We start from the raw sequence: 14,352 nt of genomic DNA on the forward strand, positions 1-14,352 counted from the left end.
TGCGATGAGACTTGACGATTGCGGCGAACGCGCTTGGCGCCCGCGGGGCACGGCGTGCTTACGCCTGCTTCTCCTTGCGGTTCTGCCGGTGCTGGACGAGATCATCGACCACGCCGGGATCGGCAAGGGTCGAGGTGTCGCCCAGCGCGCCCGGCTCGTCCTCGGCGATCTTGCGCAGGATGCGGCGCATGATCTTGCCGGAGCGGGTCTTGGGCAGGCCGGGGGCGAACTGGATCTGGTCGGGCGAGGCGATCGGGCCGATCTCCTTGCGCACCCAGGCGACGAGCTCCTTGCGCAGCTCCTCGGTCGGCTGCTCGCCGGCCATCAGGGTGACATAGGCGTAGATGCCCTGGCCCTTGATGTCGTGGGGATAGCCGACCACGGCGGCTTCCGACACCTTGGGATGGGCAACCAGCGCGCTTTCCACCTCGGCCGTTCCCATGCGGTGGCCGGAGACGTTGATGACGTCGTCGACGCGGCCGGTGATCCAGTAATAGCCGTCGGCGTCGCGGCGACAGCCGTCGCCGGTGAAGTACTTGCCCTTGTAGGTCGAGAAGTAGGTCATCTCGAACCGGGCATGGTCGCCATACACCGTGCGCATCTGGCCCGGCCAGGACCGGGTGAGGCAGAGATTGCCCTCGGTCGCGCCTTCCAGCGTCTTGCCGTCGGCATCGACGATCTCGGGCACGACGCCGAAGAACGGCCGCGTCGCCGAGCCCGGCTTCAGCCGGGTCGCGCCCGGCAGCGGCGTGATCAGGATGCCGCCGGTCTCGGTCTGCCACCAGGTGTCGACGATCGGGCAGCGGTCGTCGCCGACGACGCGGTGATACCACTCCCAGGCTTCCGGATTGATCGGCTCGCCGACCGAGCCGAGCAGGCGCAGAGACGCGCGCGAGGTCTTCTTCACCGGTCCGTCGCCGCCCTGCATCAGGGCGCGGATCGCGGTCGGCGCGGTGTAGAAGATGTTGACCTTGTGCTTGTCGATGACGTTCCAGAACCGCGAATTGTCCGGATAGTTCGGCACGCCTTCGAACATCAGCGTGACGGCGCCATTGGCCAGCGGCCCATAGAGGATGTAGCTGTGACCGGTGACCCAGCCGACGTCGGCGGTGCACCAGTAGACGTCGCCCTCGTGATAGTCGAACACGTATTGATGCGTCATCGCGGCGTAGACGAGATAGCCGCCGGTGGTGTGCAGCACGCCCTTGGGCTGGCCGGTCGAGCCCGAGGTGTAGAGGATGAACAGCGGATCCTCCGCATTCATCGGCTCGCACGGGCATTCGGTGGTCACCATCTCGGCGGCCTCGTGGTACCAGAGGTCGCGGCTCGGATTCATCTCGATCTTGCCGCCGGTGCGCTTGACCACGACGACCCAGTCGACATTGTCGACCTTGTTCAGCGCTGCGTCGACATTGGCCTTGAGCGGCACCTTGCGGCCGCCGCGCAGGCCCTCGTCGGCGGTGATGATGATCTTGGAATCGCAGTCCTTGATGCGCTGGGCGAGCGAGTCCGGCGAGAAGCCGGCGAACACCACCGAGTGGATGGCGCCGATGCGGGCGCAGGCCAGCATCGCATAGGCGGCCTCCGGGATCATCGGCAGATAGATGGTGACGCGGTCGCCCTTCTTGACGTTGCGGTTGCGCAGGATGTTGGCCATCCTGCACACCTCGTCGTGCAGCTCGCGATAGGTGATGTGCTTCGACTGCGAGGGGTCGTCGCCTTCCCAGATGATCGCGGTCTGGTCGCCGCGGGTGGCGAGATGGCGGTCGATGCAGTTATAGGCGGCGTTGAGGACGCCGTCCTCGAACCATTTGATCGAGATGTTGCCGGGTGCGTAGGAGACGTTCTCGATTCTCGTCGGCGCCTTGACCCAATCGACGCGCCTGGCCTGCTCGGCCCAGAAGCCGTTGGGGTCCTTGATCGAGCGCGCGTACATCTCCTGGTACTTCGCGTCGTCGACAAAGGCGCGTTTCGCCCACTCGGCCGGAACGTCGTAGATCTTCTCGGACATTTCACACCCTCCACATGCGGCCTGCCGTCGATCCCGCGCAGGCCATCGTTGTTCCCACTATGCGTCCGCGTAACCGGCGGCGACAAGGCAAGACAAGTAGGACCTTCGGCGGGGAGGCGGTCTGAGCAGGATCAAAGAATTGTGCGCGGAGGTTGCGTGCGCCGGCCGCGCCTCGGAGATCGCTACAGTCTGCAGCATCAAGGTTACCCGGAATCGGGGCGGGTACCGGTATTTTGAAACCGCTTTGCCCAAAATTTGGGACTCGCTATCCGGCCCGTCACGCCCTAAATCGCCTTGAAGCTGTGGATAACCCGGCCGGAACCAAACCGGACTCCGGGGCATTGAGCGGATGAAAACGACGGCAGGGCGTCTAAAGCAATGATGGACCAGCAGAATTTCGAGAGCCCGCGGGTCGGCCCGGCCGATCCCGAGGTCGCGCTCGCGAAAGCGCTGGGCCAGTGGCCGCCCAAGCCGCCGCGCCGCAAGCTGAGCTTGAAGGATCTGGCCCACGCCAAGACCGCCGACGCGCAAGGCAATGCCAAGACCTCGGTCGAGGAGCTCGCCAAGCGCATCGGGCTGAAGCTCGGCGACCAGACCGCGCTGACCATCCGCCGCATCAGGCGGGGCAAGAGCTATACCTTCATCCGCGCCAACGGCACCCCGATCCGCCACGCCGGCACCATCCGCCGCCTGCATGCGATGGCGGTGCCGCCGGCCTATCGCGAGGTGCGCTACGCCCCCGATCCGAACCTGCATCTGCAGGCGGTTGGCGTCGATGCCGCCGGCCGGCTGCAATACCGCTATCACGCCGACTGGGAGAAGGTGCGCGAGCATCGCAAGGCGCATCGCCTCGCCAAGCTGGTCGGCGCGCTGCCGCGCATCCGTCGCGCGGTGTCGAAACATCTCGCCGGCGACCAGCCGACGCGCGAGTTCGCGCTCGCTGCTGTCATCGAGCTGATCGCGCGCACGGCCATTCGCCCCGGCAACGAGTCCTATGCCCGGCTGAACGGCACGCGCGGCGCCACCACACTGTTGAAGTCGAACGTCACGCTCGAGGATGACTCCCTGGTGCTGACCTTCAAGGCCAAGGGCGGCAAGGCCGTGCGCAAGGAATGCGACGCCGCCAAGCTGGTGCGGGCCGTCGGCATTTTGCGCGGCGTGCCCGGCCGTCGCATGTTCCAATACCGCGACGCCCAGGGCGTGGTGCGCGCGGTCTCGACCACACAGGTCAACGCCTTCCTGCGTGAGATCGCCGGCATCAAGATCTCACTGAAGGATTTCCGCACGCTGATGGCCTCGGCCGTGGCGCTGGAGACCTTGTCGAGGATCACGCCGGCGGCGAGCGCGCGCGGCCGCAAGAAGCAGATCCTGGAAGCGATCCGCGCCGCCGCCGACGAGCTCACCAACACGCCGGCGATCTGCCGCAAGAGCTACGTGCACGACACCATCGTTACGGCGTTCGAGGACGGCATCCTCGAACGCTTCGCCGCCACCATGAAGGGCCAGCGCTCGCAGACGCGGCGCGAGCAATTGCTGGCGCAGGTGGTGACGGCGGTCTCGGCCTGACGCCGCAATTCATCAAGCCTGGCAGCGCGGCCCGATCTTCGCCGACGCAAGGAAGCGGGCGATCGGATCGAGCTGCCGGCACGGCGCCGCCGCGCTCTTCACCGGCGCGGCCTCGCGCTTGGCCGGCCGCAGCACGGTCGACTTGCTGGCCGGCTTGGCGCGGTGGGCAGCCGACGCACCACGTCCCTCCGCGCGCACGGCCCGCGAGAGCAGCGGCAGCCGTGCGCCTTCGTTGAGATCGAGCGGCGGTGTTTCGAAACTGCGATCGGACTCGTTCAACGTATCAACGCCGGGAATGGGCTCGCGGATCAGCGACGACGTCGCTTCGCCCGCGATGTCGCCGGGCGATACCGCGGCAAGCACCATCTTCGTTGCAAGCAAGCAGCAGATTATCACGAGGCAGAACCCCGCAATCCAGATCGTTCTGTTCACTGTAGGAAACCCCCGCCGATCGCGCCGGACAGTGCAGGACATCCCCTTCCCGCAGCCGGCGCCGTCCCGACCAATCAACCTTAAGAAAGTCTTACTCGCAATGTTTTCGGCAGGTTCGGCCGAGCTCGGCTCGCATTGTAGTTAATGGCGACGATGATCGGTCATCGGCGTCGGCCAATGACCGACAGAGAGCTGATCAGTTCGCAGCAGGCTGCGACATTGCGGCGCGGATCTCGTTCAATGAGTCGGCGAGACGATCTCGATCGCCGCAGGTTTCACGGATCACGTTAAATTATGCGCCGAAACTCGCTTCCGAACGCGGCGTAGCTCGGCCTGACACGATGCAAGAGCGCATCCGCTCAAGATCAGCATCGGTGTCGCAGTCGAACTCATCACGCGGCTCTGCCGCCGCCTTTCATAGGGAGCTACCCATGTCCAAGCGCATTGCCTTTCTCGCTGCCGCCGCCTTCAGCGCGCTGTCGCTGACCTCGACCTTTGTCGCGCCCGCCAGCGCCGAGGAGAAGACCGTGATGGTCGGAGGCGCGGCGATGTATCCGTCCAAGAACATCGTGCAGAACGCGGTCAACTCGAAGGATCATACGACGCTGGTCGCCGCGGTGAAGGCCGCCGGCCTCGTGCCGACGCTGGAAGGCAAGGGTCCGTTCACGGTGTTCGCGCCGACCAATACCGCGTTCGGCAAGCTGCCGGCCGGCACCGTCGACAGCCTCGTCAAGCCGGAGAACAAGGCGACGCTGACCAAGATCCTCACCTATCACGTCGTGCCCGGCAAGCTCGAGGCGTCCGACCTGAAGGACGGCCAGATGCTGAAGACGGTCGAGGGCGAGCAGCTCACCGTCAAGCGCGAGGGCAAGAACGTCATGATCGTTGACGCCAAGGGCGGCACCTCGATGGTGACGATCCCGAACGTCAACCAGTCGAACGGCGTCATCCACGTGGTCGACACCGTGCTGATGCCGGCGTCCTGAGGCCCGGCGCGACACCGGACACATCCGTTTCTTCCTCCTCCTCGCGGATGTGACCAGGAGCGAGCCGGGCCACCCCCCGGCTCGCTTTTTTGTGAACGCGATAGTTTCTGCGTATCGTTTTGATCGGCGCCGCGGTGTAACGGAGCCCGCCGAGCCGGCGTATAATTGGCGTGACGAATGCAAGCGACGGAGCCGACCGCCATGACGAGCGCCACCACCAGCGCCCCCTCGACCCTCGCGGCCACCGGGGGAGCTGTAACCGGAGTCGCGACCAAGGTCATTCAGCCGGCCTGGGTGCGCGTCATGCATTGGATCAACGCCGTCGCAATGATCATGATGATCATGTCGGGCTGGCAGATCTACAACGCCTCGCCGCTGTTCGACTTCCGCTTCGACCGCAGCTTCACGCTCGGCGGCTGGCTCGGCGGCGCGCTGCTGTGGCATTTCGCGGCGATGTGGCTGCTGATGCTGAACGGCCTTGCCTATCTCGTCACCGGTCTCGCCACCGGCCGGTTCCGCCGCAAGCTGCTGCCGATCTCGCCGGCGTCCGTCGTCGCCGACCTCAAGGCCGCGCTGACCTTCAAGCTCGCCCATGACGACCTCACCGTCTACAACGCGGTGCAGAAGCTGCTCTATCTCGGCATCATCTGCGTCGGCATCGTCGTCGTGCTCACGGGCCTGTCGATGTGGAAGCCGGTGCAGCTGCACTGGCTGGTGAGCCTGTTCGGCGACTATCCGGCGGCGCGCTACGTCCATTTCGTCTGCATGGCGCTGATCTGCGCCTTCCTGGTGATCCACATCCTGCTCGCGCTGCTGGTGCCGAAGAGCCTGCGCGCGATGATCATCGGCCGCTGAGAGGAGAGACAGCCATGGCGAAACGTCCGTTCCTCATTCCCGGCGTCGACAAGCGGCTCCTGATCAAGGACTCGCTGAAGGTGATGCCCGATCTCACCCGGCGCCGCTTCCTCACCGGCGGCGCCAGCCTGGGCGCGCTGACCCTGCTCGCCGGCTGCGACGTCGTCGACGGCGACACCGCCGAGGAGCTGCTCAAGAAGGTCTCGAAGTTCAACGACGCGGTGCAGGCCTGGATGTTCAATCCGGACGCGCTGGCGCCGACCTTCCCGGAGAGCGCGATCACGAAACCGTTCCCGTTCAACGCCTACTACACGCTCGACGAGGCGCCGGAGATCGATGCGGCCGACTGGAAGCTCGAGGTGCGCGGGCTCGTCGACAACAAGAAGTCGTGGACGCTTCCCGAGCTGCACGCGCTGCCCCAGGTGACGCAGATCACGCGTCACATCTGCGTCGAGGGCTGGAGCGCGATCGGCTCCTGGACCGGCACGCCGCTGCGCGACTTCCTCAAGCTGATCGGCGCCGATACGCGCGCCAAGTACGTCTGGTTCAACTGCGCCGACAAGGACGGCTACAATTCGCCCTTGGACATGCGCACCGCGCTGCATCCGCAGACCCAGATGACCTTCAAGTTCGCCGACCAGATCCTGCCGCGCGCCTACGGCTATCCGATGAAGATCCGGGTGCCCACCAAGCTCGGCTTCAAGAACCCGAAATACGTCGTAGCGATGGAAGTCACCAACGACTACAAGGGCGGCTACTGGGAAGACCAGGGGTACAATTCGTTCAGCGGGAGTTGATCTCCCGCCAATCGAGCCCGGATGGCGGCCGCAATCTCCGCTGTCGTCCCTGCGAACGCAGGGACACATAACCACCGGTCGTGAAGAGGCAGGAAATTACCAGCCAGATCCCTCGATAGTGTCCGCGGTATGGGTCCCTGCGTTCGCAGGGACGACATTGTCGATCAGGCTCGATCGGCTGCTTTCAACTTCCCCTGCATCGCCGCCATCACGGCGCCCAGCAGCAACAGCGCCGCTGACACGTTCAACGCATAGGTCAGGCTCCCCATCGCATCGGTGATCGCGCCGACCGCGAACGGACCCAACGTCTGGCCGACGCCGAACGAGATGGTCAGCGCCGCGATCGCGCGCGGCCAAGCGGCTTGCGGCAGGTTGAAGCGCACGAAGGCCGTCGTCGCGGTCGTCACCGTCGAGAACGCGATGCCGAACACTGCGGCCGACAAGGTCAGCATGACGGGCGAATGGCTGAGCGAGGGCAGGGCGGCGCCGATCGCGTTGATGGTGAGGATGAGGGCGGTGGGCCAGCCGCCGCGATCGAGCGCCAGCACGCGCCGCCACACCCAGGGCGTGGTGAAGCCGGCGAGGCCAATGAGGCACCAGAAGCCGGATTGCGCCGCGGCGCCGCCGCCGAGGTCGCGGACATAGGCAATCATGAAGGTAAGATAGGCGATGTAGCCCGCGCCATAGAGGAAGTAGCCGAACAGATAGATCGCCATCGGCCGCAGCGAGACGCGGTCCGCGCGCGTCTCCGGCATGGCGGCGTTCGCTGGAAGCCGCATCAGCAGCAGCGGCACGATCAGCATTGCGCCGGCGCCTGCGAGCACCGCCCACACGATCCACCATGAGCCGGGCCCGAACGCCTGCAGCACGAACGGCGCGATCAGGCCTGAGATGACGATGCCGAGCGGCGGCCCGGCATAGAACAGGCTCAGCACGAAGCTCGCCTGCGCCGGCCGCGCCAAGGCGACCCGCGCCGCCACCGCGCCGCCGGCCACCAGCGCCACGCCGGCGCCGATGCCGGTCACGAGCCGCGCCAGGCTGAGCGCAATGAAATCGCCCGTCATGGCGCAGACGACGAGAGAGACCAAAGCCGCCAGCGTGCCGCCGCGCACCGCGGTCAGCCCGCCGAACCGCCGGGCCGTCTGCGCGGCGATCAACGCCCCGATCAGATAGCCGGCGGCATTGACCGTGTTCATGAAGCCGGCCGCCGAATACGACCAGTGCAGCGTGTCGCGCATGTCCGGCAGCACCAGCGCATAGGCGAAGCGGCCGATGCCGAGACCGATGATGGGACCGAGCGACAGCGTGAGGTTGGTCAGCGCCGGGTGGGCCGGCGGCGGATCGGAACGGGAGATCGGCAAGACATGCTCCGGCGTGGCGCATATCCGGCAAATCATGCTGCTCGGCCGCCAGTTTCGAGCACAGTACAGCCTTGCCCGGCGCGACAGAAGGCGGGCGGCGGCAATGGTGGCTTGCCAACCGCGCAGGAGCGCTTTAGCACTCCGCCGATTTTGCAACTCTCGTCATTGCCGGGCTGCTGTCCCCGACCCATCGGGGCGAGCCGGCAATCCAACCAAAAGATGACGGATGTCCGGGCTCAGGCCCCGGCATGACAAGCCCCGTGAGGACAACGACCATGGCGACCCAGAAGCTCCTTTTGCTGCCCGGCGACGGCATCGGCCCCGAAGTGATGGCCGAGGTGAAGCGGCTGATCGGCTGGCTCAACGCCAAGGGGCTGGCCTCGTTCGAGACCGAGGAGGGTCTGGTCGGCGGCGCCGCCTATGACGCCCATGGCGTCTCGATCTCGGAAGCCGACATGGACAAGGCCAAGGCTGCGGATGCGATCATCTTCGGCGCCGTCGGCGGTCCGAAATGGGACGGCGTTCCCTATGAGGTCCGCCCCGAGGCGGGCCTGCTGCGCCTGCGCAAGGATCTCGGCCTGTTCGCCAACCTGCGTCCGGCCGTGTGCTATCCGGCGCTCGCCGATGCCTCCAGCCTCAAGCGCGAGATCGTCGAGGGCCTCGACATCATGATCGTGCGCGAGCTCACCGGCGGCGTGTATTTCGGCGAGCCCAAGACCATCACCGATCTCGGCAACGGCCAGAAGCGGGCCGTCGATACCCAGGTCTACGACACCTATGAGATCGAGCGCATCGCCCGCGTCGCCTTCGACCTCGCGCGCAAGCGCCGCAACAAGGTGACGTCGATGGAGAAGCGCAACGTCATGAAGTCGGGCGTGCTCTGGAACGAGGTCGTCACCGCGGTTCACAATCGCGAATACAAGGACGTCACGCTCGAGCACCAGCTCGCCGATTCCGGCGGCATGAATCTGGTCAAGTATCCGAAGATGTTCGACGTCATCGTCACCGACAATCTGTTCGGCGACATGCTCTCGGATATCGCGGCGATGCTGACGGGATCGCTCGGCATGCTGCCGTCGGCTTCGCTCGGCGAGGTCGACGCCAAGACCCACAAGCGCCGCGCGCTGTACGAGCCGGTGCACGGCTCGGCGCCGGACATTGCCGGCAAGGGTCTCGCCAACCCGATCGCGATGCTGACGTCGTTCGGCATGGCGCTGCGCTACTCCTTCGACATGGGCGCGCTCGCCGACAAGCTCGACGCCGCCATCGCCGCCGTGCTCGCCTCGGGCCTGCGCACCGCCGACATCAAGGCCGAAGGCTCGACCCCGGCCTCGACCGCGCAGATGGGCGAGGCGATCATCAAGGAGCTGGAGAAGCTCACGGCGTAGTCGGAGCCGAGGTTCCGCCGCGCCGAAGGTGCACTCCCCTCCCCGCAAGGGGGAGGGGGGGCTCACCGTCGTTGTCGAGATAGCGCAAATTCAACGCACGACGTGTTCGATCGCGCCACCGGGCGCGTCGTCGCTATTCCGCGGTCGCGTCCTGCAGGCGCATCGCAAGGCCTGTCGATTTTACCTATAGACTTTCATCTCCGGATGAATAGCCTGACCCCAACGCCGCGCCATTGAATGGACGCGGGCTCGCACGCGTTCGACATGATGCGTGCGAGGGCCGGGGAGGATGAATGTGATCGCGCTTGCGATGCGATATGTCGCTCGCCGTGCATGGTGTCGTCGCCAATGTCGCGACCACCGCCCCGTGGCGATTGTACGCAACCTCCCTCACCACAAACGCTGACGCATGACTGCGCCGCTCATCTCCGTTCACGGCCTGTGCAAGAGCTTTCCCGGCGTCCGGGCGCTGCACAATGTCAGGTTCGAGCTGCGCGCCGGCGAGGTCCATGCCGTGATGGGCGAGAACGGCGCCGGCAAGTCGACCCTGATGAAGATCCTCGCCGGCGTCTACCGCAAGGACTCCGGCGAGATCCTCTATGATGGCGCCAGCGTCGATTTTCCAGGACCGCGCGAGGCGCAGGCCGCCGGCATCGGGATCATTCATCAGGAGCTGCAACTGATGAACCACCTCACGGTGGCGCAGAACATCTTCATCGGGCGCGAGCCGATGAAGGCGTTCGGGCTGCTGCTCGATGAGGACCGGCTCAACCGGCAGGCGGCCGAGCTGCTTGCCCAGCTCAATCTGTCGATCGACCCGCGCACGACAGTCGGCGGGCTGACGGTGGCTAGGCAGCAGATGGTGGAGATCGCCAAGGCGCTGTCGTTCAACTCGCGCGTTCTGATCATGGACGAGCCGACCGCCGCGCTGAACAATCGCGAGATCGCCGAGCTGTTCAAGATGATCCGCGCCTTGAAGGCACGCGGCGTCGGCATCGTCTACATCTCCCACAAGATGGACGAGCTGAAGCAGATCGCCGATCGCGTCACCGTGCTGCGCGACGGCGAGTATGTTGCGACGGTGCCGGCCGAGACCACCACGATCGAGACCATCATCGGCATGATGGTGGGCCGCACCTTGGGCGACGCGCGCGTCGCGGGCACGCAGCCCGTCGGCGCGATCGCGCTGGAGGTGCGCGGGCTCAACTGCGGGCCGCTGGTCCGCGACGTCAGCTTCACCCTGCGCAAGGGCGAGATCCTCGGCTTTGCCGGCCTGATGGGGGCCGGCCGCACCGAGGTCGCGCGCGCGATCTTCGGCGCCGACGCCGTTCCGTCCGGGGATATTCTCGTCGACAATCGCAAGGTGACGATCCGCTCGCCGGCGCATGCGGTCGCCCACGGCATCGGCTATCTCTCCGAGGACCGCAAGCGCTTCGGCCTCGCCACCGGCATGGACGTCGAGTCCAACGTCGTGATGTCGAACCTCGCGAACTACCTTGCAATGAAGTTCATGCTCAGGAAGCGCGCGATCCGCGACACCGCCGGCCGCTTCATCCGGATGCTGAACATCCGCACGCCTTCGGCGTCGCAGCAGGTTCGCCTGCTATCCGGAGGCAACCAGCAGAAGATCGTGATCGCCAAATGGCTCGATCGCGATTGCGACATCCTGTTCTTCGACGAGCCGACGCGCGGCATCGACATCGGCGCCAAGAACGAGATCTACCGCCTGCTGCGCGCGCTGGCCGACCAGGGCAAGGCGATCGTCATGATTTCCTCGGAGCTTCCCGAGGTGATCAGGATGAGCGACCGCATCGTCGTGATGTGCGAGGGCCGCATCACCGGCGAATTGTCGCCGGACGAGGCCACGCAGGAGCGGATCATGCATCTGGCCACCCAGCGCGAAACCATGAAGGCAGGCTGACGGCATGAGCGACCCCGCATTGGTCAAGGATCAGGTCAAGGATGGCCTCGCGCCGAGCGGCGCGATGGCCGCGCTGCGGCGCCGTCTGCTCGGGCCTGCAGCGCTGCAGAAGCTGCTGGCGTTCGCGAGCCTCGTGCTGCTGCTGGCCTATTTCAGCTTCGCCTCGCCGGCGTTCATGCAGACCGACAACATGATCAACATCCTGCAGGCGACCGCGGTCAACGGCGTGCTGGCGATCGCCTCGACCTTCGTGATCATCACCGCCGGCATCGATCTGTCGGTCGGCACGCTGATGACCTTCTGCGCGGTGATGGCCGGCGTGTTCCTCACCTATTGGGAGCTGCCGATGTGGACCGGCATCGTCGCGGCGATCGTGACCGGCGCGCTCAGCGGCGCGCTGTCGGGCACGGTCATCACCAAGATGAAGGTGCCGCCGTTCATCGCGACGCTCGGCATGATGCTGGTGCTGAAGGGGCTGGCCCTGGTCGTCTCCGGCAGCAAGCCGATCTATTTCACCAACACCGAGAACTTCTCGATGATCTCGCAGGACTCGCTGCTCGGCACGCTCGTGCCGGCGCTGCCGATTCCCAATGCAGCCCTGATCCTGTTCGTGATGGCGGTGCTGGCCTCCGTCGTTCTCAACCGCACCGCGCTCGGCCGCTACACTTTCGCGATAGGCAGCAACGAGGAGGCGGTGCGGCTCTCCGGCGTCAATGTCGACCGCTGGAAGATCATCATCTACGGCCTCGGCGGCGCCATCTGCGGAGTCGCGGGACTGCTGATCGCGTCGCGCATCAATTCCGCCCAGCCGGCGCTCGGCCAGGGCTATGAGCTCGATGCGATCGCTGCCGTCGTGATCGGCGGCACGTCGCTGAGCGGCGGCACCGGCACCATTCTCGGCACCATCATCGGGGCCTTCATCATGAGCGTTCTGACCAACGGCTTGCGCATCCTCTCGGTGGCCCAGGAATGGCAATTCGTCGTCACCGGGGTCATCATCATTCTCGCTGTTTACGCCGACATGCTCCGTCGAAACCGCGCCTGACCCTTCAAGGAGGACCAGCGACCAGCACCGCTCCGACGTCGCGCTGAAGACTGCGCTGCCCGCCGACAGCGAGCGGCGACGACCACGATCATCACTGTAACGACAAGGTCACTGAAGAGAGCAGAGGAAACACCAATGTTGAGCAAGCATCTCCTCGGCGTCGCGCTCGGCGCCCTCATGGTCGCGGGAGTGTCCGCGAGCGCGCGTGCCGATGATGTCTACATCCCCCTCGTCTCCAAGGGCTTCCAGCACCAGTTCTGGCAGGCGGTGAAGCTCGGCGCCGAGCAGGCCGCGAAGGCCGCCAACGTCAAGATCAGCTTCGAAGGACCGGAAACCGAGGCCATGGTCGACAAGCAGATCGACATGCTCTCCGCGGCGCTCGCCAAGAAGCCGCAGGCGATCGGCTTCGCCGCGCTCGATTCCAAGGCCGCCATTCCGCTCCTGAAGAAGGCGCAAGCCGCCAAGATCCCGGTGATCGCCTTCGACTCCGGCGTCGACAGCGACATTCCGCTGACCACCTGCACCACCGACAACCTCGCCGCGGCGGGCCTCGCCGCTGACAAGATGGCCGACATGATCGGCGATGCCGGCGACGTCGCCGTGGTCGTGCACGACCAGACCAGCCGCACCGGCATCGACCGTCGCGACGGCTTCCTCAAGCGCGTCAAGGACAAGCATCCGAACATCAAGATCGTCAGCGTGCAGTACGGCGGCGGCGATCAGCTCAAATCGACCGAGATCACCAAGTCGATCCTGCAGGCCAATCCGAATCTCAAGGGCATCTTCGGCGCCAATGAGGGCTCGGCGATCGGCGTGCTCAACGGCGTCAAGGAGATGAAGAAGAAGATCGTCGTGATCGGCTACGATTCCGGCAAGCAGCAGAAGGCCGCGATCATGTCGGGCGAGATGGCCGGCGCCATCACCCAGAACCCGATCGGCATCGGCAGTTGCACCGTGGAGTCAGCGGTCAAGGCGTTGAAGGGCGAGAAGCTGCCGAAGGTCACCGACACCGGCTTCTATTGGTACGACAAGTCCAACGTCACCGACGCGAAGATCGCGGCTGTGCTGTACGATTGAGACCGGTGCGAGGTCGGGCCGGGCGATCGCATATGATGATCTGAGTTTGCGGCGGTCCATCTCCGCGTCGTCATGGCCGGGCTCGTCCCGGCCATCCACATCGCGAGGCATCCTGGGAAGGACGTGGATGCCTGGGACAAGCCCGGGCATGACGGAGTAGCCAACTCGCACGCTTGCTTGTCGCGACTGCTCGTCGGGCAAATCAGATCAGCTCTCGGGTGCGATCGATGGCGATTGACGGAGGTTGCCGCTCGTCCCGTGGCTCTATTCCCTTCGCGGCGAAGAACTTATTTCGCCCGCGATTTCAATCTCCTCCGCTTGATCAGTCGGCCTCCGCCAAGAATTTCACTTTCGTTTTTCCAGAATCCATGGTCTTCTCCCTCCATCCCGCTTCGCTTGCGAGGGACGTTTCGCGATCGTCACGAGGCGTGAGGCGGGAATGCGGTGGCCGCGAGGGCTCGCAGCATGTCCTAGGGACATGCGGACGAACGAGGCTCTTGCGCACGTGAAGCTGCGTGGTCCTGGCGCCCCGATGCTGGCGCCAAGTCGGAAGGGCGATGATCCCGACGACGACGGTGGCTAACAGGCCGGACACCGGGGAGAGCGTAGAGTAAGCGTGAAAACCATCGCGCAGGGAAGGCCGGGTCGATCCGGCTGTACCTGTGGTTCCTGCCCCGTGCATTTTTTCCGCACGGGGGCCACGGGCCTCAGCCGAGGCCCGGCCTTCCCTGCGCCCTCTGCAAGGAGAGGGCGATCAGACGAGTAAAGACTCGGACGCGAAAGCGGGTGCGAGGATGACCAGTCGTGCCGAAAATTCCGGTGTCGTCCCGGCGAACGCCGGCAACTGTTATGTTGATGGAGTGATCGCATAAGGTTTTCGGTCGCGCATCATGGCATTCAGGATGGTTAGAAG

The 14,352-nt window shown here is 65.4% G+C and carries 12 protein-coding genes; 8 read left to right on the plus strand and 4 right to left on the minus strand.

Annotated features, from left to right (window positions below):
• Positions 1-58 precede the first annotated feature (58 nt).
• Entirely contained in the window at positions 59-2,011 is a 1,953-nt protein-coding gene (gene acs, locus QW887_RS15740) for an acetate--CoA ligase (protein WP_316173411.1), read from the minus strand.
• A gap of 378 nt (positions 2,012-2,389) precedes the next feature.
• Here acs and QW887_RS15745 point away from each other — a divergent pair, with 378 nt between their 5' ends.
• Entirely contained in the window at positions 2,390-3,577 is a 1,188-nt protein-coding gene (locus tag QW887_RS15745) for a DNA topoisomerase IB (RefSeq protein ID WP_315750595.1), read from the plus strand.
• A 12-nt stretch (positions 3,578-3,589) separates the two neighbouring features.
• Here the strand turns inward: QW887_RS15745 and QW887_RS15750 are convergent, their stop codons facing one another.
• Positions 3,590-3,958, minus strand: coding sequence for a hypothetical protein (locus QW887_RS15750; RefSeq protein WP_316173410.1), 369 nt, complete (start codon positions 3,956-3,958; stop codon positions 3,590-3,592).
• Positions 3,959-4,440: 482 nt separating this feature from the next.
• Here QW887_RS15750 and QW887_RS15755 point away from each other — a divergent pair, with 482 nt between their 5' ends.
• From QW887_RS15755 to QW887_RS15765, 3 genes are all read left to right on the plus strand, one after another.
• Positions 4,441-4,995 (plus strand): fasciclin domain-containing protein, encoded by a 555-nt coding sequence (locus QW887_RS15755; RefSeq protein WP_315715875.1) that lies wholly within the window; start codon positions 4,441-4,443, stop codon positions 4,993-4,995.
• 201 nt (positions 4,996-5,196) lie between these two features.
• Complete coding sequence (locus QW887_RS15760) at positions 5,197-5,850, plus strand: cytochrome b/b6 domain-containing protein (RefSeq protein ID WP_315715876.1); 654 nt, start codon at positions 5,197-5,199, stop codon at positions 5,848-5,850.
• Between the two features lie 14 nt (positions 5,851-5,864).
• Positions 5,865-6,647 (plus strand): molybdopterin-dependent oxidoreductase, encoded by a 783-nt coding sequence (locus tag QW887_RS15765; RefSeq protein WP_315715877.1) that lies wholly within the window; start codon positions 5,865-5,867, stop codon positions 6,645-6,647.
• Positions 6,648-6,811: 164 nt separating this feature from the next.
• Here the strand turns inward: QW887_RS15765 and QW887_RS15770 are convergent, their stop codons facing one another.
• Entirely contained in the window at positions 6,812-8,008 is a 1,197-nt protein-coding gene (locus tag QW887_RS15770; RefSeq protein WP_315715878.1) for a YbfB/YjiJ family MFS transporter, read from the minus strand.
• A gap of 275 nt (positions 8,009-8,283) precedes the next feature.
• On the opposite strand from QW887_RS15770, the gene leuB reads away from it, so the two are divergent.
• The 4 genes from leuB (at position 8,284) to QW887_RS15790 (ending at position 13,439) form a co-directional block, all read left to right on the plus strand.
• Positions 8,284-9,396: a 3-isopropylmalate dehydrogenase gene (gene leuB, locus QW887_RS15775; RefSeq protein ID WP_315715879.1), complete on the plus strand. Its 1,113-nt coding sequence runs from the start codon at positions 8,284-8,286 to the stop codon at positions 9,394-9,396.
• Between the two features lie 409 nt (positions 9,397-9,805).
• Positions 9,806-11,317 carry a sugar ABC transporter ATP-binding protein gene (locus QW887_RS15780; RefSeq protein WP_316194681.1) on the plus strand — a complete coding sequence of 504 codons (1,512 nt, stop codon included), beginning with the start codon at positions 9,806-9,808 and terminating at the stop codon, positions 11,315-11,317.
• Positions 11,318-11,321: 4 nt separating this feature from the next.
• Complete coding sequence (locus tag QW887_RS15785; RefSeq protein WP_315825755.1) at positions 11,322-12,362, plus strand: ABC transporter permease; 1,041 nt, start codon at positions 11,322-11,324, stop codon at positions 12,360-12,362.
• Between the two features lie 135 nt (positions 12,363-12,497).
• Positions 12,498-13,439 (plus strand): ABC transporter substrate-binding protein, encoded by a 942-nt coding sequence (locus QW887_RS15790; protein WP_316194682.1) that lies wholly within the window; start codon positions 12,498-12,500, stop codon positions 13,437-13,439.
• Between the two features lie 707 nt (positions 13,440-14,146).
• Here QW887_RS15790 and QW887_RS15795 read toward each other — a convergent pair.
• Positions 14,147-14,352, minus strand: a 206-nt coding sequence (locus QW887_RS15795; protein ID WP_316194683.1) for a hypothetical protein, incomplete at its 5' end; no start/stop codon positions are given.

This window comes from Bradyrhizobium sp. SZCCHNRI3052 (assembly GCF_032484895.1).
GTDB lineage: Bacteria > Pseudomonadota > Alphaproteobacteria > Rhizobiales > Xanthobacteraceae > Bradyrhizobium.

What these genes read in the sequence shown, in the direction of transcription:
- QW887_RS15760 (WP_315715876.1), top strand. Translation starts at nt 5,197, where the DNA reads ATGACGAGCGCCACCACCAGCGCCCCCTCGACCCTCGCGGCCACCGGG.
- QW887_RS15745 (WP_315750595.1), top strand. Translation starts at nt 2,390, where the DNA reads ATGATGGACCAGCAGAATTTCGAGAGCCCGCGGGTCGGCCCGGCCGAT.
- QW887_RS15790 (WP_316194682.1), top strand. Translation starts at nt 12,498, where the DNA reads ATGTTGAGCAAGCATCTCCTCGGCGTCGCGCTCGGCGCCCTCATGGTC.
- QW887_RS15785 (WP_315825755.1), top strand. Translation starts at nt 11,322, where the DNA reads ATGAGCGACCCCGCATTGGTCAAGGATCAGGTCAAGGATGGCCTCGCG.
- leuB (WP_315715879.1), top strand. Translation starts at nt 8,284, where the DNA reads ATGGCGACCCAGAAGCTCCTTTTGCTGCCCGGCGACGGCATCGGCCCC.
- QW887_RS15765 (WP_315715877.1), top strand. Translation starts at nt 5,865, where the DNA reads ATGGCGAAACGTCCGTTCCTCATTCCCGGCGTCGACAAGCGGCTCCTG.
- acs (WP_316173411.1), bottom strand. Translation starts at nt 2,011, where the DNA reads ATGTCCGAGAAGATCTACGACGTTCCGGCCGAGTGGGCGAAACGCGCC.
- QW887_RS15755 (WP_315715875.1), top strand. Translation starts at nt 4,441, where the DNA reads ATGTCCAAGCGCATTGCCTTTCTCGCTGCCGCCGCCTTCAGCGCGCTG.
- QW887_RS15780 (WP_316194681.1), top strand. Translation starts at nt 9,806, where the DNA reads ATGACTGCGCCGCTCATCTCCGTTCACGGCCTGTGCAAGAGCTTTCCC.